Origin of the sequence: Kribbella sp. CA-253562, from assembly GCF_050942265.1 — a bacterium.
Lineage (GTDB): Bacteria > Actinomycetota > Actinomycetes > Propionibacteriales > Kribbellaceae > Kribbella.
This window is the reverse complement of the sequence record NZ_CP192049.1, coordinates 7,899,991-7,921,449: the sequence shown is the minus strand read 5'-3', so window position 1 is coordinate 7,921,449 and position 21,459 is coordinate 7,899,991. Positions and strand designations below refer to the sequence as shown.

Annotated in this window: 16 protein-coding genes; 9 read left to right on the top strand and 7 right to left on the bottom strand. The window is 70.6% G+C overall.

The window, feature by feature from the left end; genetic code table 11:
- Positions 1-28: 28 nt before the first annotated feature.
- Positions 29-1,318: a hypothetical protein gene (locus tag ACQPXM_RS37660; protein WP_432942764.1), complete on the top strand. Its 1,290-nt coding sequence runs from the start codon at positions 29-31 to the stop codon at positions 1,316-1,318.
- A gap of 1 nt (position 1,319) precedes the next feature.
- On the opposite strand, the gene ACQPXM_RS37655 is transcribed toward ACQPXM_RS37660, so the two are convergent.
- Positions 1,320-1,973 (bottom strand): DedA family protein, encoded by a 654-nt coding sequence (locus ACQPXM_RS37655; protein WP_432942763.1) that lies wholly within the window; start codon positions 1,971-1,973, stop codon positions 1,320-1,322.
- Between the two features lie 170 nt (positions 1,974-2,143).
- Here ACQPXM_RS37655 and lysS point away from each other — a divergent pair, with 170 nt between their 5' ends.
- The 4 genes from lysS to ACQPXM_RS37635 all read left to right on the top strand — a co-directional run bounded on the left by lysS (position 2,144) and on the right by ACQPXM_RS37635 (position 8,530).
- Positions 2,144-3,664: a lysine--tRNA ligase gene (gene lysS / locus ACQPXM_RS37650; RefSeq protein ID WP_432942762.1), complete on the top strand. Its 1,521-nt coding sequence runs from the start codon at positions 2,144-2,146 to the stop codon at positions 3,662-3,664.
- Positions 3,665-3,940: 276 nt separating this feature from the next.
- Positions 3,941-4,276 carry a histone-like nucleoid-structuring protein Lsr2 gene (locus ACQPXM_RS37645; RefSeq protein WP_432942761.1) on the top strand — a complete coding sequence of 112 codons (336 nt, stop codon included), beginning with the start codon at positions 3,941-3,943 and terminating at the stop codon, positions 4,274-4,276.
- Between the two features lie 343 nt (positions 4,277-4,619).
- The gene (locus ACQPXM_RS37640; RefSeq protein ID WP_432942760.1) at positions 4,620-7,154 is read left to right on the top strand and encodes an ATP-dependent Clp protease ATP-binding subunit; all 2,535 of its coding nucleotides are present in this window, start codon (positions 4,620-4,622) and stop codon (positions 7,152-7,154) included.
- An 800-nt stretch (positions 7,155-7,954) separates the two neighbouring features.
- Positions 7,955-8,530, top strand: a complete 576-nt coding sequence (locus ACQPXM_RS37635) for a hypothetical protein (protein ID WP_432942759.1) — start codon at positions 7,955-7,957, stop codon at positions 8,528-8,530.
- On the opposite strand, the gene ACQPXM_RS37630 is transcribed toward ACQPXM_RS37635, so the two are convergent.
- The 3 genes from ACQPXM_RS37630 to ACQPXM_RS37620 all read right to left on the bottom strand — a co-directional run bounded on the left by ACQPXM_RS37630 (position 8,491) and on the right by ACQPXM_RS37620 (position 12,368).
- Complete coding sequence (locus ACQPXM_RS37630; RefSeq protein ID WP_432942758.1) at positions 8,491-9,702, bottom strand: hypothetical protein; 1,212 nt, start codon at positions 9,700-9,702, stop codon at positions 8,491-8,493. The genes ACQPXM_RS37635 and ACQPXM_RS37630 overlap by 40 nt on opposite strands.
- 97 nt (positions 9,703-9,799) lie before the next feature.
- Positions 9,800-10,315, bottom strand: coding sequence for a hypothetical protein (locus tag ACQPXM_RS37625; RefSeq protein WP_432942757.1), 516 nt, complete (start codon positions 10,313-10,315; stop codon positions 9,800-9,802).
- The gene (locus tag ACQPXM_RS37620; RefSeq protein ID WP_432942756.1) at positions 10,308-12,368 is read right to left on the bottom strand and encodes a hypothetical protein; all 2,061 of its coding nucleotides are present in this window, start codon (positions 12,366-12,368) and stop codon (positions 10,308-10,310) included. Before ACQPXM_RS37620 ends, ACQPXM_RS37625 begins: the two co-directional genes overlap by 8 nt.
- A 161-nt stretch (positions 12,369-12,529) precedes the next feature.
- On the opposite strand from ACQPXM_RS37620, the gene ACQPXM_RS37615 reads away from it, so the two are divergent.
- Positions 12,530-14,863 (top strand): kinetoplast-associated-like protein, encoded by a 2,334-nt coding sequence (locus tag ACQPXM_RS37615; protein WP_432942755.1) that lies wholly within the window; start codon positions 12,530-12,532, stop codon positions 14,861-14,863.
- A 72-nt stretch (positions 14,864-14,935) separates the two neighbouring features.
- On the top strand, positions 14,936-15,889 hold the full coding sequence (locus tag ACQPXM_RS37610; RefSeq protein WP_077018952.1) for a DivIVA domain-containing protein: 954 nt from the start codon (positions 14,936-14,938) through the stop codon (positions 15,887-15,889).
- 455 nt (positions 15,890-16,344) lie between these two features.
- Here ACQPXM_RS37610 and ACQPXM_RS37605 read toward each other — a convergent pair whose 3' ends face one another.
- Positions 16,345-17,238 (bottom strand): A/G-specific adenine glycosylase, encoded by an 894-nt coding sequence (locus tag ACQPXM_RS37605; protein WP_432942754.1) that lies wholly within the window; start codon positions 17,236-17,238, stop codon positions 16,345-16,347.
- Between the two features lie 32 nt (positions 17,239-17,270).
- Here ACQPXM_RS37605 and ACQPXM_RS37600 point away from each other — a divergent pair, with 32 nt between their 5' ends.
- On the top strand, positions 17,271-17,978 hold the full coding sequence (locus ACQPXM_RS37600) for a hypothetical protein (protein ID WP_432942753.1): 708 nt from the start codon (positions 17,271-17,273) through the stop codon (positions 17,976-17,978).
- Between the two features lie 77 nt (positions 17,979-18,055).
- On the opposite strand, the gene disA is transcribed toward ACQPXM_RS37600, so the two are convergent.
- On the bottom strand, positions 18,056-19,111 hold the full coding sequence (disA, locus tag ACQPXM_RS37595; protein WP_077018955.1) for a DNA integrity scanning diadenylate cyclase DisA: 1,056 nt from the start codon (positions 19,109-19,111) through the stop codon (positions 18,056-18,058).
- A 634-nt stretch (positions 19,112-19,745) separates the two neighbouring features.
- Positions 19,746-20,684 carry a beta-ketoacyl-ACP synthase III gene (locus ACQPXM_RS37590; RefSeq protein WP_432942752.1) on the bottom strand — a complete coding sequence of 313 codons (939 nt, stop codon included), beginning with the start codon at positions 20,682-20,684 and terminating at the stop codon, positions 19,746-19,748.
- A gap of 196 nt (positions 20,685-20,880) precedes the next feature.
- Between ACQPXM_RS37590 and ACQPXM_RS37585 the strand changes: the two genes are divergently transcribed.
- The gene (locus tag ACQPXM_RS37585; protein ID WP_432942751.1) at positions 20,881-21,441 is read left to right on the top strand and encodes a dihydrofolate reductase family protein; all 561 of its coding nucleotides are present in this window, start codon (positions 20,881-20,883) and stop codon (positions 21,439-21,441) included.
- Positions 21,442-21,459 lie beyond the last annotated feature (18 nt).

The window sequence follows — 21,459 nt, the reverse complement described above, 5'->3', positions numbered from 1 at the left end:
CCAGGTTGTCCTAGGTCGGTGAGGTGCGATGGGCAGGGTGCGGTCGCCGCTTGCCGTCGTGGCCGTGGTGCTGGTCGCGGGGACCGCCCTGACGGCGTGTACGTCGGACCCGGTCCCGACCGGCGTCTCGGTCGGCTGGGACGACGCGCGGTCCGCGGTCCAGGTCAGCTGGAAGGACGACAACGCGCCGAACCGGATCTCGATCGAGGGCGTGGTGTCCAGCAGCCCGTCGTACGTGAAGTACGTCGCGGCGCACGAGCCGAACACGTGGTCGATCCCGACCTCGGCGTTCCCGCCCGACGGCAACTACCGGATCGCGGTGGCGATCGGGACGTCGCGCGGTGGGGTGACGAGCAAGCCGGCCCGGTCGCCGATGTTCGACACCGACGGGCCGTTGCGGCCGGCCGAGGCGGTCGCGCGGCCGTCCGGCAAGAACGTCGTGGTGAGCTGGAAGGTGCCGCCGCCGGAGCAGGACTTCACGCCGAACGACCCGCTCGACCTGCCGGCCGGGAGCCAGGTCTACACGCCGGTGATCGGCGTCAACGGGCAGCCGTTCAAGCCGGTCGGCGCGGCTACGACCAAGTCGAGCCTGGTGCTGAAGAACATCCGGCCGCCGTACTACTTCCAGCTACGGGCGAAAAACGAGTGGGCCTCGCTGGCCGGCGCCGAGATCGCCGGGCGGACGACCAGGACGACGGCCGCCGTGCCGACGTTGTGGACGTTCGGCAAGCAGATGCTGATCCGCGGCCGGACCATCCAGCAGGAGATCAGCTGCGGCGGATCTCGTTGCTCGGTGCAACAGTCGACGTCGGCCGGGCTGCCGGTCGTGGTGCTCGCGCAGAACCGCGCGGGCGGACCGTGGGTCCTGGCCGGCCGATCGACCACCCAGCCGGGCGGGCACTTCGAGGTCCGGGTGAACACCGGCGGCACCCGCTCGTACCGGGCGTACGTGCCGGTGCACAGCCGGGCCGGTGCGCTGTCCAGTGCGTCGAGCAGCAAGAGCTACCTGACCCGGAGCCGGCTGCTGATCCAGGGCGCCGGCTACGCGGGCGGCAACGTGCACAACCGCAACGAGGTGATCAACGCCGCGGTGGTGGTCCGCCCGGCGCTGAACAGCACCGCGATGCTGCAGTTCTGGAACGGCCGGGCCTGGGGCAATGTCAAGGCGACCCCGATGCGCGGCGGCCGGGCCACGATCAGCTTCCGGGCGACCAGGCCCGGGGTGTTCGCCTACCGCTTCCTGGTCCCCGGTACGACGTACCAGGGAACGCCGGTCTACGGAACGGCGACACCGAGCCTGGTGCTGCGGGTTCGCTGACCTACTGGGCGTCGGCCGGCGCCGGGCTGACCAGCTCCTCGCCGGTCCGCCGGCGCTGCCGCAGCTTGTAGATCGCGTACGCCGTGACGGCGGCCGCGGCGACCAGGGCCAGCGCCCAGATCGACAGCTCGCCGAAGATCTTGTCCGCGTTGTCGCCGATGTTGTACGCGACGACGCCGATCGTGACCGACCAGGCCAGGCCGCCGGCCGCGTTCGCGACCAGGAATTTCGAGTACGGCATTCGCAGCATGCCCGCCATCGGGCCGGCGAAGATCCGCAGCAGTGCGACGAACCGGCCGAAGAAGACGGTCCAGACGCCGTACTTGTGGAAGTACCGCTCGGCCCGCTCGATCCGGTCGGCGGAGAAGTGCTTCGAGCGCCGACCGAGCCGCTCGAACAGCCCGCGGCCCGCCCGGCGCCCGATGTAGTAGCCGATCGAGTCGCCGACGATCGCCCCGGTCGCGGCCGCGCCGATCACCAGCACCAGGCGCAGGTCACCCTGCGACGCGAGCAGCGCGGCGGCGATCAGCGTGGTCTCACCGGGCAGCGGGATGCCCATGCTCTCGATGCCGATGACCAGTCCGACGACCAGGTACGCGACCACCGCGAGTCCCCCGGTCGGTACCGCGATCGCCAGCGCGTGAAGTTCCCCCATACGGCAATCGTGGCACTGCCGGGCAAGCGTTTTACTGATCTGTGAACTATCCGGCGGACGGAATTTCCGGGCCGGTCGCGGTGTTGCCGAGCAGCTGAGCGCGGCCGGACCGGTCGGTGGGCGGGGAAACGATTCGGTCTCGAAGGCGGTCAGTCACTAGCCTTTGCCCTATGACTGAGCCACGTGAGACCCCGGTGACCCCCGACAGCGGGCAGGACGACCTGCCCGAGCAGATGCGGGTCCGCCGGGACAAGCGTGACCGGCTGCTCGCCGAGGGGGTGCAGCCGTACCCGATCTCGGTGCCGCGCACGCACCTGCTCAAGGACCTGCGCGACCGGTACGACGGTCAGGAGCTCGCGCCGGACACCCGGACCGGCGAGCAGGTCGCGGTGGCCGGCCGGGTCATCTTCCTGCGCAACACCGGCAAGCTGTGCTTCGTCCGGCTGCGCGAGGGCGACGGGACCGAGCTGCAGGTGATGCTGTCGCTGGCCGATGTCGGCGAGGAGGAGCTGGCCCGCTTCAAGGCGCTGGTCGACATCGGCGACCTGCTGTCGGTGCAGGGCGAGGTGGTCACCAGCCGGCGCGGTGAGCTGTCGGTGCAGGCCACGTCCTGGCAGATGGCGGCCAAGACGCTGCGCCCGCTGCCGAACGAGCACCACCCGCTGAGCGAGGAAGCCCGGGTCCGGATGCGCTACGTGGACCTGATCGTGCGCCCGGAGGCCCGCGAGATGGTCCGGACCAAGGCGGCGGTGCTGAAGTCGCTGCGCAAGACCTTCGACGACCAGGGCTTCGTCGAGGTGGAGACCCCGGTGCTGCAGTTGACCAACGGCGGCGCGGCGGCCCGGCCGTTCCGGACCCACCTGAACGCGTTCGACCAGGAGATGCTGCTGCGGATCGCGCTCGAGCTGGACCTCAAGCGGGCGATGATCGGCGGCGTCGACCGGGTCTACGAGATCGGCCGGACGTTCCGCAACGAGGGCCTGGACTCCACCCATGCCGCGGAATTCTCGATGATCGAGGCCTACCAGGCCTACGGTGATTACGACACGATGGCCGACCTGCTGCAGGAGCTGATCCGCAACGCCGCCCGTGCGGCCGGCCGGCCGGAGGTCACCGCGCGCGACGGTTCGGTGATCGATTTCGAGCAGCCGTTCCGGCACGCGACGCTTTTCGGGCTGCTCTCCGAGGCGGTCGGCCAGAGTGTGGACCAGACCACCGAGCTGCCCGCGCTGCTGAAGCTGGCCGAACAGCACGAGGTCGAGCTGCAACCGGGCAAGAATGCCGGTGAGATCGCGGTCGACTTGTTCGAGAAGCTGTGTGAGCACACCCTGATCCAGCCCACGTTCGTGCGCGATTATCCGGAGTCGGCCCGGCCGCTGGCCAAGCGGCACCGCGACGCCGCCGGCCTGGTCGAGGCCTTCGACCTGTTCGTCAACGGCGTCGAGCTCGGCGTCGCCTACACCGAGCTGAACGACCCGGTGATCCAGCGCGAACGCCTGGTGGCGCAGTCGTTGCTGGCCGCCGCGGGCGATCCCGAGGCGATGGAGCTGGACGAGGACTTCCTGCGCGCGATGGAGTTCGGGATGCCGCCGGCCGGTGGGCTCGGGATGGGGCTGGACCGGCTGATCATGCTGTTCACCGGGGCCGGGATCCGGGAGACGATTCTGTTCCCGTTGCTGCGTCCGGAGTGAGCCGGAAACGGGCCCGGGCGGCTGTTGCATAGCACAACCAACGGCCATATCCATTCCCGGGTCCATTTCCGCGTCCGGCGCATACGCGGAGTGACGTGAATACCCTTCGTCACGAACAGTGCACGAGATCGCGCCGGGGCGGGTGTTTAGTCACATCTTTCCCCCACATTCCGCCTGTTGAATGACAACTCCAGGGTTTGTGCGGTACAAATCAGGTGGAAGCCCGAAAAAGTGGGGGATTGTGCCCGGTGGCGGGCGCGGAAAGGACTGTCATCGATGGCGCAAAGGGTCCAGGTAGTTCTCGAGGACGATCTCGACGGTGGTAAGGCCGACGAGACCGTGACCTTCGGATTGGACGGCACGACGTACGAGATCGACCTGTCCAAGAAGAACGCCGCCAAACTGCGCGACGCGCTGTCCGGATACGTCGGGGTGGCGCGCAAGGTGACCGGCCGTGGCCGGGGTACCACCGGCCGGGCCGGTCGCAGCCGGGGCCGGTCGTCGACCGACTCCGCCGACATCCGCGCGTGGGCCAAGGAGAACGGCTACGAGGTGAGCGAGCGCGGCCGGATCTCGGCCGAGGTGCGCGCGGCGTACAACGAGGCGAAGTAGTCACCCCCTGAGGATTCGAACGGTCCCGGTGCCTGAACCAGGCGCCGGGACCGTCCGCATTCCGGTTGTTTCACACTGTGGACACTTCGCCGGCGGTCGTTCCGGGCCGGTGCCTGAGAAGACAGCTATCGCGGCGAATTCGCTGGTGGCGAACACCGGGCGCGCCGGGAACACCGTGGGTACCGCGGAGGTTGTTCCCTTGTGATCCCCAGTGGGCGGCCGGACGAGAGGTCGTCGCTTGTTCGCTGAGAGCGAGCCTGTCGATGCCGGGGACTAGCATGCATGTACGGGGGTCGGCCTACACGGCACGTCCGACTCCTCTGAGGCAAGGAGCGCTTTGGCGATGTTTGAACGATTTACGGACCGCGCCCGTCGGGTAGTCGTCCTGGCTCAGGAAGAGGCCAGGATGCTCAGCCACAACTACATCGGGACCGAGCACATCCTGCTCGGCCTGATCCACGAGGGTGAGGGTGTCGCCGCCAAGGCTCTCGAGAGCCTGGGTATCTCGCTGGAGGCTGTCCGTTCCCAGGTCGAGGAGATCATCGGCCAGGGACAGCAGGCTCCGAGTGGGCACATCCCGTTCACCCCCCGCGCCAAGAAGGTGTTGGAGCTCTCCCTGCGTGAGGCCCTGCAGCTGGGCCACAACTACATCGGCACCGAGCACATCCTGCTCGGCCTCATCCGCGAGGGTGAGGGTGTCGCAGCGCAGGTCCTGGTCAAGCTCGGTGCGGACCTGAACAAGGTCCGGCAGCAGGTCATCCAGCTGCTGAGCGGCTACCAGGGCAAGGAGACGGCCACGGCCGGCGCCGGGGCCACCGAAGGTGCTCCCAGCAGCTCCCTGGTGCTCGACCAGTTCGGCCGGAACTACACCCAGTCCGCCCGCGAATCGAAGCTCGACCCGGTGATCGGGCGCGAGACCGAGATCGAGCGGGTCATGCAGGTGCTGTCCCGCCGGACCAAGAACAACCCTGTCCTGATCGGTGAGCCGGGCGTCGGCAAGACCGCGATCGTGGAGGGTCTGGCCCAGCAGATCGTCCGCGGTGACGTCCCGGAGACGCTCAAGGACAAGCAGATCTACAGCCTCGACCTGGGCGCCCTGGTGGCCGGTTCGCGCTACCGCGGTGACTTCGAGGAACGCCTGAAGAAGGTGCTCAAGGAAATCCGCACCCGCGGCGACATCGTGCTGTTCATCGACGAGATCCACACCCTCGTCGGGGCCGGCGCGGCCGAGGGCGCGATCGACGCGGCGAGCATCCTGAAGCCGATGCTGGCCCGTGGTGAGCTGCAGACCATCGGCGCGACCACCCTCGACGAGTACCGCAAGTACGTCGAGAAGGACGCCGCGCTGGAGCGCCGCTTCCAGCCGATCCAGGTCGCCGAGCCCTCGATCGCGCACACGATCGAGATCCTCAAGGGCCTGCGCGACCGCTACGAGGCGCACCACCGGGTGACCATCACCGATGCCGCCCTGGTCAACGCCGCGCAGCTGGCCGACCGCTACATCTCCGACCGGTTCCTCCCGGACAAGGCGATCGACCTGATCGACGAGGCCGGCGCCCGGTTGCGGATCCGCCGGATGACCGCTCCGCCGGACCTGCGCGAGTTCGACGAGAAGATCGCGAACGTGCGCCGGGAGAAGGAGTCGGCGATCGACGCCCAGGACTTCGAGCGGGCGGCTTCTCTGCGCGACGACGAGAAGAAGCTGATCAACGCCAAGGCCGAGCGCGAGAAGCAGTGGAAGGCCGGCGACATGGACGTCGTCGCCGAGGTCGACGAGGAGCTGATCGCCGAGGTGCTGAGCACCGCGACCGGCATCCCCGTCTTCAAGCTGACCGAGGAGGAGTCCTCGCGGCTGCTGGACATGGAGAAGGAGCTGGCCAAGCGGTACGTCGGCCAGACCGACGCCGTCAAGGCGCTGTCGCGGTCGATCCGGCGTACGCGCGCCGGTCTGAAGGACCCGCGCCGGCCGAGCGGCTCGTTCATCTTCGCCGGCCCGTCCGGTGTCGGTAAGACCGAGCTGTCCAAGGCGCTGACCGAGTTCCTGTTCGGTGACGAAAGCGCACTGATCAGCCTCGACATGTCGGAGTACTCCGAGAAGCACACGGCCTCGCGGCTGTTCGGTTCGCCTCCCGGGTACGTCGGCTACGAAGAGGGCGGTCAGCTCACCGAGAAGGTGCGCCGCAAGCCGTTCAGCGTGGTCCTGTTCGACGAGGTCGAGAAGGCCCACCCGGACATCTTCAACTCGCTGCTGCAGATCCTGGACGAAGGTCGCCTGACCGACGCCCAGGGCCGGGTGGTCGACTTCAAGAACACCGTCATCATCATGACCACGAACCTGGGCACCCGGGACATCGCCAAGGCCGTCAGCCTCGGCTTCTCCCAGGCCAGCGACACCTCGGGTTCGTACGAGAAGATGAAGGCGAAGGTGACCGAGGAGCTCAAGCAGCACTTCCGGCCCGAGTTCCTGAACCGCGTCGACGAGATCGTCGTCTTCCACCAGCACGGCAAGGAAGAGATCGTCCGGATCGTCGACCTGATGGTCGCCCAGGTGGAGGAGCGCCTCAAGGACAAGGACATGGGCATCGAGCTCACGCCCGCGGCCAAGGCCCTCGTCGCCGAGCGCGGCTTCGACCCGGTGCTGGGCGCCCGCCCGCTGCGCCGCGCACTGCAGCGCGACGTGGAGGACGTCCTGGCCGAGAAGATCCTGTTCGGGGAACTGCGCCCCGGCCAGATCGTCCTGGTCGACGTGGCCCCCGAGGGCACGGTCAGCTCGGACGGGCTTCCGGAGTACTTCACGTTCACCGGAACCCAGAAGAGCACGCCCGACCTGGAACTCACCGAGATCGCCGGCGGCGGCACCGGTGTCCAGGACAGCTGATCGCTAGCTGAGCACGACGAAGACCCCGCGGATTTCGGTCCGCGGGGTCTTTTGTTTGGCTGGGGTTGTTTCCCCACGCGGGCGCCTCGCTCGCTGGCGCTCGCACGGTGCCGGCTCCCGCCCACCCCGTTTCGGAGGTGCGCGTGCTGGCGCCCGCTTCGACCGCGCGTGCTGGCGCCCGCTTCGACCGCGCGTGCTGCGCCCGCTTCCACCGCGCGCTGGCGCGCTTCTGTCGAGGACAGGTGGTCGGGTGGCCGGCCGAGGTGTGCCGGCGCGGGCTCGTCCGCTCGTGGCGCTCGCTCCGGTGCCGGCTCTCGCCCGCTCGTGGTGGAGGCGTGCTTGCTGTGCGCCCTTGTCGAGCCCGCGTGCTGGCGCCCGCTTCGAGCGCGCGTGCTGCGCCCGCTTCCACCGCGCACTGGCGCGCTTCTGTCGAGGACAGGTGGTCGGGTGGCCGGCCGAGGTGTGCCGGCGCGGGCTCGTCCGCTCGTGGCGCTCGCTCCGGTGCCGGCTCTCGCCCGCTCGTGGTGGAGGCGCGCTTGCTGTCCGCCCGGGGTCGAGCCCGCGTGCCGGCAGCGCCCGCCTGCCGCTCGCTCCGGTGCGAGCGGCTGCTGGTTCTGCCGAGCTGGGCTCTGCGGGCTTCCGCCCGCTCACGCTGGAGCTGCGTGTGCTGGCGCCCGTCGCCCATCCGCCGGCTCGGATGACATTGGGTGAGGAAACGGCCTGTCGGCGAGCCAGTAGGGGTTACAACCGGACAGTATCGGTCACAATGAGTGGGCATCCACGCGGGCTCAGTGACGGGCGTGGGGGCCGAACTCGTCGAGGAGACCGGGATGGGACGCCGCAAGCATCGGGGTAAGGCGCTGGTCGCGGGCTGGTGGCGGGTGGCGGCGGTTGTGGGTGTGCTGGCGGCGGTGGCGGGGTGGGCGACGGCTGGGGTGGTCTCGCGGTCGGGGGACAAGTCTGCGGCGGCGGGTGACACCGGTGCGCCGGTTCGGGCGGTGCAGATCACCGCGCCGCGGGCCGACGGGCAGGTTTCGCAGGTCGAGCAGGTGTCGGGGACGTCGCGGGACTTGCAGCCTGGTGAGGTGGTCTGGATTCTGATTCGCCGTGCCGCGCGGACCGAGGCGTACTACCCGGCCTCGGGACCGTGTCTCAGCACCGGCGACACGTGGACGTGTCCGGATGTGCGGATCGGCGGTGCGGCGCCGGTCGGACAGTTCGAGCTCACACCGGTCGTGCTCGACGGACGTGGGCAGCGGGCGCTGGTCGACTATCTGACAAATGCCGGCCAGAACTCGAGCGGGCCGGGGCTGGCGCAGCCTCCGCAGGGTGTCGTTCACCAAGGGCCGTCGGTCGTGGTGTCCCGCGAACGCTGAGGCCCGAAGCACGCTCCGCAGGAACCGCGGCGGCGGTAGTAGTAGGCGGCTGTCGCCACGGCGACTGAGACACCCCACAGCGGGAACGGGAAGAGCAGCAGGTGGCCGAGGTTGGTGACCACGGATTCCTCGGGGAGCCAGAGTCCCTGGACGAGGGTCAGGCTGCTGACCAGCAGCAGGGCCGCAGCCGTGACACCCGGGACGACGGCGGCTTTGAGAGGGACGGGCCGCCCGGCCAGGAACGGGATCCAACGCGGCCAGAGCTCGCCCCACGGACGGATCAGGCCGAGCGTGACCACGCCGGACGCGAGCGCGATCAACCCAAGTCCCAGCCCGAACAGCTTCATGCCGGGGTCCGCGTCCAGGTCGGCGGCGGAGATGCCCAGACCGACCGGGTTCGGAAGCAGCCAGGTCATCCGAAGCAGCGCGTACGGCATCGGGCAGAGGGCCGCCACGATCGTGGCCCAGAAGCCCCACCGGCGGGCGACCTCGGGCTGTGTCCACCAAGCACCAGGTCGGCCGCAGCGGGCACAGCGGCCCCGAGCGGTCCGCAGGGCCCGTACGCCGAGCACTGCCCAGCCGACGCCCAGGAGAAAGGCGCCGAAGACGAACAGGGGCTGGGCGCCGACCCGCTCCGGTACGCCGGCCAGCGCCGAGCCCAGTTGGCGGAACGCCTGCCAGTCGAACAAACCAGTGGTCAATTGCAGCACGACCACCAGCGCCAGTACGCCGAGCAGAAGCGCCCGAGTGCCAGCCTGCCGCCAAGCCCCAGCGACCAGGAAGCCGAACGCGACCGGCAGACCGACCAGGACCAGCAGATACCCGACGAGCACGATCACCGTCATGCTCGGCGCGAGCAGGCCGAAGACGACGGCCTGGACGGCGGTGAACACCAGCAACGGCCGGTACGCCGACGGAGTCCACGTGGTCTGGGTGTGCCCGAGCGCAGTCGGTACGCCGAGCATGCCGAGCACCGCGACGAGCCCCGCGCCGACGTCCGAGCGAAGGTAGGCCAGCGGCGAGACCTTGTCGCCCTCAGCGGTCGGCCCGAACGGGTACCAGTCCGCGCCGAGCAGCCAGACGACGCCGAGTACGCCGTACAGGAGGGAGAGGGCGGCGACGGCCAGCGGGAGCCGGCTGGTGATGGTGACGCGGTCGGCGGTGACGGTCATGTGTTCCTCCGGTACTCGTGTGCTTCCACGGTGCGACCGGAGGGGTCGTTGGCGCTTCCGTCCTGCGAGGGGTTCGGTTCCCTCTCGCGGGTGAACTTCAGCGGTTCCGGCGCAGCCGCTGGACAGCGTGGGCGAGCGACTCCTCGTCGGGCTCGACCGGATCCGGATGATCGGCGACGAGCTGAGCGCCGGCGCAGAGCAGCCAGATCACGCCGGTCACGACGGCTACCTCGGGTCCAGGACCTGGCCAGGCGCCGCCGACCGGACTGATGGTGTTGGCCTGCCAGCCGCCGGCGGCGTAGACCAAGGCAATGAGACCGGAGACGGCAGTCGCCACCTGCGCCAGCTGACCAGGACGCAGCGCCAGCGCGAGGACAGTCGCGCCCAGTCCGGCAAGCCAGGTGAATGCGAGCGTTGGCTGAGTCTCGATGCCGAGCTGCCAGACGGACTGCCCCAGGCGACGGCTGAAGACCCACGGCAGCAGCAAAGCCACCCCAGCGGCCAGTACGGCGAGCAGCGTCGCCCGGCCGAACCACCTGTGCTGCGCGACCGCCTGCCGCCGCTCCTCCTGCTCCAGCCTGCGCGGCAGGAGCTCGTCGGGAAGCTCAGCCATCGGCACCCACCGGCGCGATCCGGTACGACGCCGAGCCGCCAGCGGCCTTCCGCTGATCGCACCGAGCAGCTGGCTCACCAGCAGCCGGGTAAGACGCCGCAGAGGCGGCAGCGTCCGGGATGACAAGCACCTGGTCCCCACCGCCCGGCGAGACCCCCAGTACGACGGAACCGTCGGCCCGAGCCTCGATACTCGCCACACCGGCGACGTGCCCCGGCAGCGGCCGCAGTACGCCGTCCGGCGTGACGACAACCGTCTCGGAGCTCCCACCGAGCCACAGGTTGCCCCGCATGTCGACAGCGAACGCCCCGACCGTCAACGACGAGCTGGCAGGGTCCCGACTCAACGGGCAGCCGGCCGGAGCGACTCCCGTGAGCTGCACAGGCCCAGAACCCGGCCGCTGAAGGACTACCCGGTTCTGGCTCGTCTGCCGGGCCACTGTGCCGTCAGGTCCGGCGGAGACCGGCCTGCCGGCACCGGCGACCAGAAACCCGTCCAGCTTCATACCGGCGCGAAGTGCTGCTGCCGGGATCTGCCAGGTGCGCATGCCACCCCAGATGACGATCGAGCGATCGGCGCTCCGCTGGGTGAAGGCCGGGCCGGTGCCGGTGGCGAGCACCTCGACGCCCGGCGTGACGTAGTACGTGCCGTCGGGGTTCTGGTGGCTCAGGCTGATGTCGGCGCTGACCAGGTCGAGCGGGACGGACAGCACGGCCCACGGCCGATCGCCCGCTCCACCGGCGAGCAGCAGCATCCGCTGGTCAGTGACGCCGAGCAGAGCCGGGGGAGTCGGGCCGTGGCTCAACGCGACCTGGGGAAGCGCGATGTCGTCGGCGTACGCGAAGACTGTCGAGCCCTCGGAGCCGGTGCGGCCGAGCAACCAGATGCCCGGCGTACCGTCGAGTCGGCCGGCGATCGAGTCGAGCGGGTCCGACGTACCGATCGCGACGCGCATGCCCATCGCGTCCTGCAGTTGGCCGCCGTTGAGGTCCAGCAGCCGGTGTGGTGCACCAGCGATCCTCTCCGGCCGGTACGGCGCTGCCGACGCGTCGGGAACGAGCAGTCCGCCGACCAGCCCGAGTGCGGCCGCTGCTGCGACAAGTGGGAGCTGCCGCAAGGGCAGCAGGCTGACCACGACGAGCAGGACGCCGAGTGCCAGCGCGATCCACGCGCCGAGGCCCGGGCGGTAGCCGACGCCGTCCGGGAGACGCGGCGGAAGCTGCAGGAGGGCGTGCAGCGTGCCGGTGATCGTCAGCGCTCCGGTCGCGGCTGCGGCAGTACGTCGTACGAGGTGGGCGCGGGCGACGGCGGCGGCCAGAGTTGCGAGAGCCAGTACGGCGACGAGCACTGCCCACGGGACCGCGTAAGGCAGTTCCCAGAGCTGGACGCGGAGCAGACCGGCCTCAGCGCCCGCCGGACCGAGCGCGACGGCGTCGACCAGTTCGCGCCACGGCAGCAGTGTCGAGAGCAAAAGGAGTGCCGAGGCGGCAGCCGGAACGAGGGCCGCGGTCGTCCCTCGAGCCGGCCGAACGGCGACCAGGTCGCAGAGTTGGACAAACGTTGCCCGCAATTCGGACTGGTTCAGCGGTTCGTCGGCGACCGTTTCGCCGCGGTCCAGGAGGACTTCGCGGGCTGGGACTTTGCGAGTCGCCCAATGCACGCAGACCCCCACCGCCAGCGTTCCACCCGCGAGCGTGCCGATCACAGCCGGTGAACTGGAGCAACCCGATCGGCCCTGAACCACCAGACCAGTCCAGACCGCTGCGGTGAGCACGGCCAGTCCGGGAGCGGCCCAGCCGCGCACTCGGCGGCGTACCGCCGATCGGTCCGCCCACAAGCGATCCGCGAGAACGACGGCGATCAGTACGACCGGCAGCACGAGCGCCGGACCACGTCCCTCGACTGGTTGGGTGGTGGCTCGCCACAGGTAACAGCCTGTGCTCGCCGAGCCCGGCAGCAGCACCGAAACCGCTGTGGCCACAGCGAGTCCGGCCAGTGCGAGGCTGTGCCATCCGGTCCGCCGGACGGCCGCCCGATGCCGCAGCGTCTCCACCTGTAACAGACCCGCCGCTGCCTGCGATTCAGTGGGAAGATCACGCAACGGCATAAAAAAGAAGCTACCCGTAGCCGGATGTGGCTCGTTGTAAGAGCATGACTGCGCCAAGTGGACCCGGACTGTTGGAGAGGGGGCCGGAGATGGAATCATCTCGTCGCATGGACGCACCGCGTCTGCCCCTGACCCAGGAACCGGTCGTCGACGCCGGTTCCTTTGGCGTGCGGCAAGCGGGCGGCGTACTGGAGCGTGCGCAGCGGATCGCGGACACCCTGCGCGAGCAGGCCGAGCACGAGAACGACACCGCCCTGCGCGAGGCCGAGCGGGTCAGGGCCGAGGCCGAGCAGCTCCGGGCCGACGCCGAGGCGGAGGCGCGGAAGGTGCGCGCCGACGCGGCGGCGGCCGCCGAGCGCCTGCTCGCCGACGCCGAGCAGCGGGCCGAGCAGTTGCGGACCGAGGCCGAGACCGCCTCCGAGCGGGTCCGTTCCGAGGCCGACGAGGAGACCGAGCAGCTGCGCGCCACGGCGACCGCCGAGGTCGCGAAGCTGCGGGCCGAGGTCGCGGCCGAGGTGAAGCGTCTGCGCGACGAGGCGGCGGCCGAAGCGGAGCAGGTCCGCTCCGAGGCAGCCAGTACGGCGGAGCGCCTCAAGGCCGAGTCGGAGTCGGCGGTCGAGCAGTTGCGCGCCGAGGTCGCCGAGGAGGTGGCCCGTCGCCGGAGCGAGTCCGAAGCCGCGGCGGACAAGCTGCGCACCGAGACCCAGACCGCGGCCGACGAGTTGCGGGCCGAGTCGCAGGCCGCGGCGGCCCGGCGGATCGCCGACGCCGAGGCCGAAGCCGACCGGATCAGGACCGCCGCCGACGAGCACCGCGCCCAGGCCGAAGCCGCTGCGGAGCAGGTGCGGACCGAGTCGGAGGCGACGGCGGCCAAGCTGCACGCCGATTCCGAGCAGGCGGCTGCCGAGTTGCGCGCGGATTCCGAAGCGGCGGCGGCCAAGCTGCAGGCCGAATCCGAAGCCGCGGCGGCCGCGCTGAAGACCGCCTCCGAAGCCGAAGCGCAGAAGCTGCGGGCCGACGCCGAAGCGGAAGCGCAGCAGCTCAAGGCCGTGACCCAGGCCGCGGTCGACCAGCTCACCGCGGACTCCGAGGCCGCGGCCGCGCGGCGGATCGCCGACGCGGAGAAGGAAGCGGCCCGGCTCAAGGCCGAGGCCGACGACCTGCTCGAGCAGGCCCGCGAAGCCCGCGAGGCCGCCGCGCAGAACGTCGAGCGCGCCGGCCGCGAAGCGCAGCAGTTGGTCGCCGACGCCGGCGAGCAGGCCGCGCTGGTATCGCAGGCCGCCGCCCGTGCCGAGGCCGATCTGATCGCGCGGGCCGAGGCCGAGGCCAAGGAGTTGCGGGAGGCCGTCGAGCTCGAGGTCGAGACCGCCCGGGACAAGGCCCGGACCGAGATCGCCGAGGCGCACGCCGAGATCGAGCGGCTGCGCGGCGAGAACCGGGCCGAGCTCGAGCGCCGGACCGCCGAGCTGGAGGAGACCGAGCGGGCCAAGCTGGCCGCGATCTCGCTGGAGATCGACAAGCTGCGGACCGAGGCCCTGGAGGACATCGCCCGGCGCAAGTCGGAGGCCGAAGCGGCCAACGAGCGGCTGATGGCCGACGCCCGGGCGCAGGCCAAGCTCGTCGTCGACAGCATCGAGGCGGACCGGCGTACGGCGGCTGCGGAGGCGCAGCGCATCGTCGAGGAGGCCAACAAGACCGCCGAGGCGGCGATGGCCGAGGCGGAGAAGCAGACCGCGTGGACCAGGAAGACGGTCGACGAACTGGTCGCGGCGGCCGAGTCCGAGGCGCAGGCGATCCGGGAGAAGGCACAGACCGACGCGACCGAGCTGCTGCGCGCCAAGCGGGCCCACCTGCGGCGCGTCGTCAGCCGCTCGACCAGCCGGCTGAAGGCCACCCAGGAAGAGATCACCCGGCAGAACGCCGAGCAGACCATCCAGGCCGACGCCGCGCTGAAGCAGGCCACCGCGCAGGCCGAGGCCGCGATGGAGGCCGCCAGTCAGCAGGCCGAGCGGGTCACCGTACAGGCGCAGGCCAAGGCCGAGCGGCTCAAGGCCAGCGCCGAGGCGGAGGCCAAGGAGATCGTCGAGCGGGCCAACCGCCGGGTCGCCGAGGCCGAGGCCAGCACGCAGGTGCTGCGCCAGCGCGCGGCCAACGACCTGGCCGACGCGCAGCGCCAGTCGCACGACCTGATCCGCAAGTCCCGCGCCGAGGCCCAGCAGCTCGAGGCGCAGGCCCGGGCGCACGCCGACGAGCTGCGCTCGCAGGCCCGAAAACTTCTCGCCGACGCCGAGGCGAGGGTCGCCGCGCTGAACCAGCGCCGCGACGAGATCACCAAGGAGCTCACTCAGCTTTCGGGTGTGATCGAGGCACTCGCTGTACCCGGCTTCCGCGTTGATGGTGGAATGTCCTCCAGCGAGGGTTCCACGGGGGAACCAGGATGAGGACGTGACAGCCAGATCCTTGTCAGTGACAATGTGTGATCCACCCACCCACCGAAGTGAGCATCAGAAGACATGAGCAGTGAAGCCCCAACCCCGTTCCGCACCGTTCTGCGTGGCTACGAGCCTGCCCAGGTGGACCAGCACGTTCGGGAGCTGACCACCTCGCTGACCGCGCTGCAGCAGCAGTCCGAGCAGCTGCAGCGGCACGTCCAGGAGCTGCAGGCCCGGACCGACGCGGCCGAGGCGGCGGTGATCTCCGCCCAGAACGACGACAAGGACCGGACGCCGACGTTCACCGAGTTCGGTGAGCGGGTCGCCAAGATCCTGTCGCTGGCCGACGACGAGGCGCGGGACCTGGTCACCCGGGCCCGCACCGACGCGGAGGCGATCGTCGCCGACGCCGAGGCGCACGCGAAGAAGGTCCGCAAGGAGGCCGAGCAGTACTCCCTGGACTGGAAGAGCGAGGTCGACGCCGAGGCCGCCCGGATCCTCGAGGAGGCCCGGACCCAGGCCGACGACATGCGCGACGAGGCCGAGCGCGACGCGAACGCGCGGCGCAGCGAGGCGCAGGCCCTGTACGAGCAGGAGCGGGCCAAGTCCGCCCAGGCCGCGGCTGCCTTCGAGACCACCCTGGCCGAGCGCCGGGGCAAGGTCGAGCAGGAGTTCGCCGCCCGGACGGCGCTGGCCGAGCAGCAGCTGGCCGCGGTCACCGACCGTGCGGCCCAGGTGCAGCGCGAGGCCGACCGGTCCCGCAGCGAGGCGGAGCGCTTGGCCCAGCAGCAGCTGGCCGACGCCAACCGTCAGGCGCAGGAGATCGTCGCCGCCGCCAAGGACAAGGCCGAGCGGATCCGCGCCGAGTCCGAGCGTGAGCTCGCCGCCGCGACCCAGCGTCGCGACAGCATCAACGCGCAGCTGACCAACGTCCGCCAGATGCTGGCGACGCTGTCCGGCAGCCCGGCGATGCCGCTCGACCTGCTGGCCGACGACGACGACGAGACCGCCACGTCCAGCAGCAAGAAGAACTGAGCAGCCTCACCCCTGCTCGCCCGCACCGAGGCCGGCTCTCCCCCAGGGGAGAAGCCGGCCTCGAGCATGCCCGGAACCGCCGCCACCCGCTGCGACCCGTCGGTCCCAGCACCCCAACCCATCGGTCCCAGCACCCCGCCCGCCGGTCCCCCGCCCCCCAGGCCCGCCGGTCCCCGCCCCCCAGGCCCGCCGGTCCCCGCCCCCCAGGCCCGCCGGTCCCCGCCCCCCGGCCCGCCGGTCGCCGCGCTGGTCCGCCGTGCCGCCCGATCCCTCCCGCTCGTCCCATCGCCCATCGCGTCCCATCCCACCCGTCGCGCTCTGTCCCATCCCGCCGCGTCCCATTTCGACGGTTAACCCTGCCGGTGATGGGTTCTACGACCGCATACAGAGGTAGAACCCACTCCGTTGACGGTTAACCGTCGAAATGGGCCGGGACGGGAGCGCAGGGTGGGCGGCTATTGGGGGAGCTGGTAGCGATTCCGGGGGAGGGGTTCGACCAGTCCGTCGGCGACCAGGCCGTCGAGGGCGCGTTCGCGCTGGAGCTGGTCGGGCCAACTGGCGTCCAGGGACTTCTTGGCGACCGGCCCGGAAGCAGCACGCAGTACGGCGAGCAGGCGGCCGCGGACCTGGCGATCGGTGCCTTCGTACGTCTGGCCCTTGCGCGGCGGTCCGTCGTACGGCGGGGAACCGGCCAGGACCCACGCGCACTGGCTCCTGATCGGGCACTCGCCGCACCGCGGGACGCGGGCCGTGCAGACCAGAGCGCCTAGCTCCATCGTGGCGACAGCCCAGCGGGCCGCAGTCGCCTCGTCCGCAGGCAGAGCTGCGGCAGCGAGTCGCTGGTCGGCAGCAGTCGGGGAGATGGTCGGCTGCGCGACGCCGGTGAGGGCACGAGCGAAGACCCGTCGCACATTGGTGTCCACCACCGCGTGCCGCTGACCGAAGGCGAACGACGCGATCGCTGCCGCCGTGTAGGTCCCGACGCCGGGCAGTGCGAGCAGTGCGGCGTGGTCGTCCGGCACCTCGCCGCCGTGCAGCTCCACGATCGCCCTGGCGGCCGCGTGGAGCCGCAGAGCCCGCCGTGGGTAGCCCAGCCGGTCCCAGGCGCGCACAGCCTCACCAGGCGGCTCAGCGGCGAGGTCACCCGGCTTGGGCCACCGCCGCATCCACTTCTCGTACGCCGGCAGCACCCGGGCGACCGGTGTCTGCTGCAGCATGAACTCGCTGACCATCACCGCCCAGGCGCCGGCGTCAGGCTCTCGCCAGGGCAGCGTGCGGGAATTGGCGACGTACCACTGCAGCACCGGAGTGTGCAAGGTGGATGCGAGGGGAAGCGGCGAGTCTGACATGTCGGGCTCAATCCTGACACTAAGGTGCGGACATGAGCAGCCTGCTCCGTCCGGTCGGGCACCTGCCTGCCAGCGTCTACTGGTTCCGCAGGGGCCTGCTGCTCGTCGCCCTGGTGGTCGTACTGGTGCTGTTCGGCCGGCTGATCGGCGGAGGCGGCGACAAGCCCGAGAACACGGCCGCCGGCGGACCGCAGCAGGGGCAGACCTCCGGAGCCCCGGTCGACCCGACCAGTACGCCGTCCACCGACGAGCAGACACCGGTCGAGAGCCCGCGCACCACCGGCAAGCCGACCACGAAATCCACGGCCAAGCCGAGCACCTCGGAGACGCCGAAGACGCCCGAGCCGCCGAAGGACTGCGCCGGCCGCGACGTCCGGGTGGCCGTGCTGCCCGCCGTACGGTCCATCTCCAGCGGTGGTTCGCTGAACTTCTCCGTCCAGCTCAGCGCCGTCCGGGGGGAGTGCAAGGCGGCCATCGATCCGGCCCTGCTGTCGCTCACCATCACCTCCGGTGCGGACCAGATCTGGTCCACCACGCAGTGTGAGCAAACCGTGCCCCGAGCAACCTTCCTGGTTGCCAAGGGCAAGCAGTCCACCAGTGTGATCGCCTGGGACGGGCGCCGCTCGGCCCCCGGCTGCCTACCCGGCCAGCCGCAGGCCAAGCCTGGAACCTACGTGGCCAAGGCCGCGTACGACGGCCAGGCGTCCGCCGCCCAGGCCTTCTACGTGGTCGCTTCCTAGTCCGCTTCGACGGTGGCGGTGCTGGTGTAGGCGCCGCGTTCCAGTGCTTCGGGGCTGGTGGGTGGATCCGAGACCCGTCAGACGTAGCGTTCGAGGATGCTGGACTCGGCGAGGCGGGACAGGCCCTCGCGGACTGTGCGGGCGCGGTTTTCGCCGACGCCGTCGACGGTTTGCAGGTCGTCGATGCTGGCGGCGAGCAGCTTCTGCAGGTGGCCGAAGTGCTCGATCAGGCGGTCGATGACGGCGCCGGGCAGGCGCGGCACCTTGGCGAGCAGGCGGTAGCCGCGCGGGGTGACCGCCGCGTCCAGCTGCTCGGCTCCACCGAGCTGCAGGGCCCGTGCGACCTGGCCGATGTCGAGCAGGTCGGTCGGGCTGACCGCGTCCAGCTCCAGCAGTACGTCGTCTGCGGTCTTCGCCTTGCGGCCGGTGGCGGGCGGCAAGTAGTCGCGGACGACCAGCTCGCGCTCGCCGGCGACGCCGGCGACCAGTTCGTTCAGCTGGAGGGTGAGCAGCCGGCCGTCGGTGCCGAGCTCGACGACGTACCCGTCGATCTCGGTGGCGATCCGGCGGACCATCTCCAGCCGCTGCGCGACGGCGGCGACGTCCCGCACGGTGACCAGGTCCTCGATCTCCAGCGCGGACAGCGTGCCGGACACCTCGTCGAGGCGCAGCTTGTACCGCTCGAGCGTGGCCAGGGCCTGGTTCGCCCGGGACAGGATCGCGCCGGAGTCCTCCAGTACGTAGCGCTGGTCGTCGACGTACAGCGCGATGATGTGCATCGACTGCGACACCGAGATGACCGGGAAGCCGGTCTGCCGGGCGACCCGGTCGGCGGTGCGGTGCCGGGTGCCGGTCTCCTCGGTGTGGATCGACGGGTCCGGCATCAGGTGTACGGCGGCGCGCAGCATCCGGCTGACGTCGCGGTCCAGGATGATCGCGCCGTCCATCTTGCTCAGCTCGCGCAGACCGGTGGCGGTGAACTCGACGTCGATCGCGAAGCCGCCGGTGGAGATGGAGTCGACGGTCTTGTCATGACCGAGGACCAGCAGGGCGCCGGTGCGGCCCCGCAGGATCCGTTCCAGGCCTTCGCGCAGTTCGGTCCCGGGTGCCACGGCAGCCAGCGTCGCGCGCATCCGGGCATCGGTGCTGTTCTTGTCGGAATTGGGGGCCACGATCCCTGAGTCTATGCGGGTCGGCGGCGTGGTGTGAGCCAATAGCCTGCGGAGCGAGCGCTCCGTCCGAGGTGGTTCGACGGGCGCTTGCAAACGCCCGTGCATCCGAATGTGCACGCGACGCGTGCAATCACTTTTCCCGCGTACGGCCGGCTGTTTGTGCCCCGCCCCCGGCCCGCGAACCTACCGGACCGGTCGATCGGTCCGCCGAGACGGCAGCGAAAATTCGCCGCGCCCGTACGGCGAGTCTCGGCGTACGCGGGTTGCCGGAGCTGGCCGGCGCCACAGCGCGCGTTGCTGGAGTGGCGGTCGCTGGGGGTTATCGCGGTGGGTGGTTGTCGGGGCCGGGGGCCCGCAGTGGCGGTCGTAGCGGGGCGGGTTGCCGGAGTAGGCGCTGCCGGGAGCGCGGGTCGCCTGCAGCGCGGGTCGGCACGGCGGGCCGTTACCGCAGCGGGCGGTTGCCGGGCTGGCGGTCGCCAGAGCAAGCGGTCGCTGTGGGGCGGGTCGTCGTGAGGGTGGTTCCGGAGCGGCGGCCCGCGCTCCTGCGACCGCCCACCCCGTCGCCGGAGCTACCCGCCGCCGGAAGCGCGCTTGGTCACGGGCAGCGGATGATCTGCCCCGCGTACGACAGGCCGCCGCCGAAGCCGAAGAGCAGGACCGGGGCGCCGGCTGGGATCTCGCGGCGCTCGATCAGCTTGGACAGGGCGATCGGGATGCTCGCGGCCGAGGTGTTGCCGGACTCGATGACGTCGCGGGCGACGACCGCGTTGACCGCGCCGAGCTTCTTGGCCAGGGGCTCGATGATGCGCAGGTTCGCCTGGTGCAGGACGACGCCGCCGAGTTCTTCCGGGGTGACCCCGCCCTTCTCGCAGACCTCCTTCGCGATCGTCGGCAGTTGCGTCGTGGTCCAGCGGAAGACGCTCTGCCCGGCCTGGGCGAACTTCCCGTCGGGTCCCTCGATCCGGACGGCGTCCGACATCTCCGGCACCGAACCCCACACCACCGGGCCGATCTCCGGTTCGTCACTGGCCACGACGACGGCCGCGCCCGCGCCGTCGCCGACCAGTACGCAGGTGGTCCGGTCGGTCCAGTCGGTGAAGTCGGACAGCTTCTCGACGCCGATCACCAGCGCCTTGGACGCCGCACCGGCGCGGATCGCGTGGTCGGCGGTGGCCAGTGCGTGGCTGAAGCCCGAGCAGGCGGTGTTCACGTCGAGCGCGGCCGGGTGGCCGAGGCCGAGGCGGGCCGCGACCCGGGCGGCGATGTTCGGCGAGCGGTCGATCGCCGTACAGGTGGCGACCACGACGTAGTCGATCTCGGTCTTGTCCAGGCCGGCGTTCGCGATCGCCTTCTCCGCGGCCCGCCAGGCCATCTCGTCGACCTGCTCGTCGGGCGCCGCGATCCGGCGCTCCTTGATCCCCACCCGGCTCTGGATCCACTCGTCGTTGGTCTCGACCATCGTGGCGAGCTCGTCGTTGGTGAGCACTCGCTCGGGCTGGTAGTGGCCGAGCGCGACAACTCTGGATCCGGTCATGGAAGGCTCCTTCGTGGGCGGCCGCGGGGAGGGGGTGGGCCGCCCTCCAGAGTACGTAACGCCCAACCAGGGTGTGGACACCCGTCTCATGCTTGTGAGCGGCACCACAACTTCGTCCGGGGCATGTCAAAGCTGGGGAGACGGCTCCGACCGAGGGGTGTCAGGCAGGACAGGCAGCCCGGATCAGGAGCACACCATGAGCAAGATCGTCCACTACGTCCACACCTCGCTCGACGGTTTCATCGAGGGCCCGAACGGCGAGTTCGACTGGCCGATGATGGGGCCGGAGCTGTCGGCGTACTCGTTCGGGCTGCACGAGCGGGCCCAGACGTTCCTGTACGGGCGGCGGGTGTGGGACATGATGGCCGGCTACTGGCCGGACGTGGAGTCGATCTCGGACGACGCGCACGACCTGGCCTTCGCGCCGATCTGGCGGGAGGCGGCGAAGATCGTCGTGTCGACCTCGGTGGAGAATCCCGGCTGGAACACGACCGTCGTCCGGTCGGTCGACGAGCTGGCGAAGCTGAAGGAGCAGGGCGACAGCGACCTGTTGCTGACGGGTGGCGCGGACCTGGCGGATGCGCTGACCGAGGCCGGGTTGATCGACGAGTACCACGTCGTGGTGCACCCGGTCCTGCTCGGCGGCGGCAAGCGGCTGTTCGCCGAGGGCCGGTCCCGCCGGCCGCTGCGGCTGGTCGAGACGCGCATGCTGGACAACCGGACCGTCCTGTCGGTGCACGCCGTCACCGAGAGCTGAACCCGACGGAGGGACCGT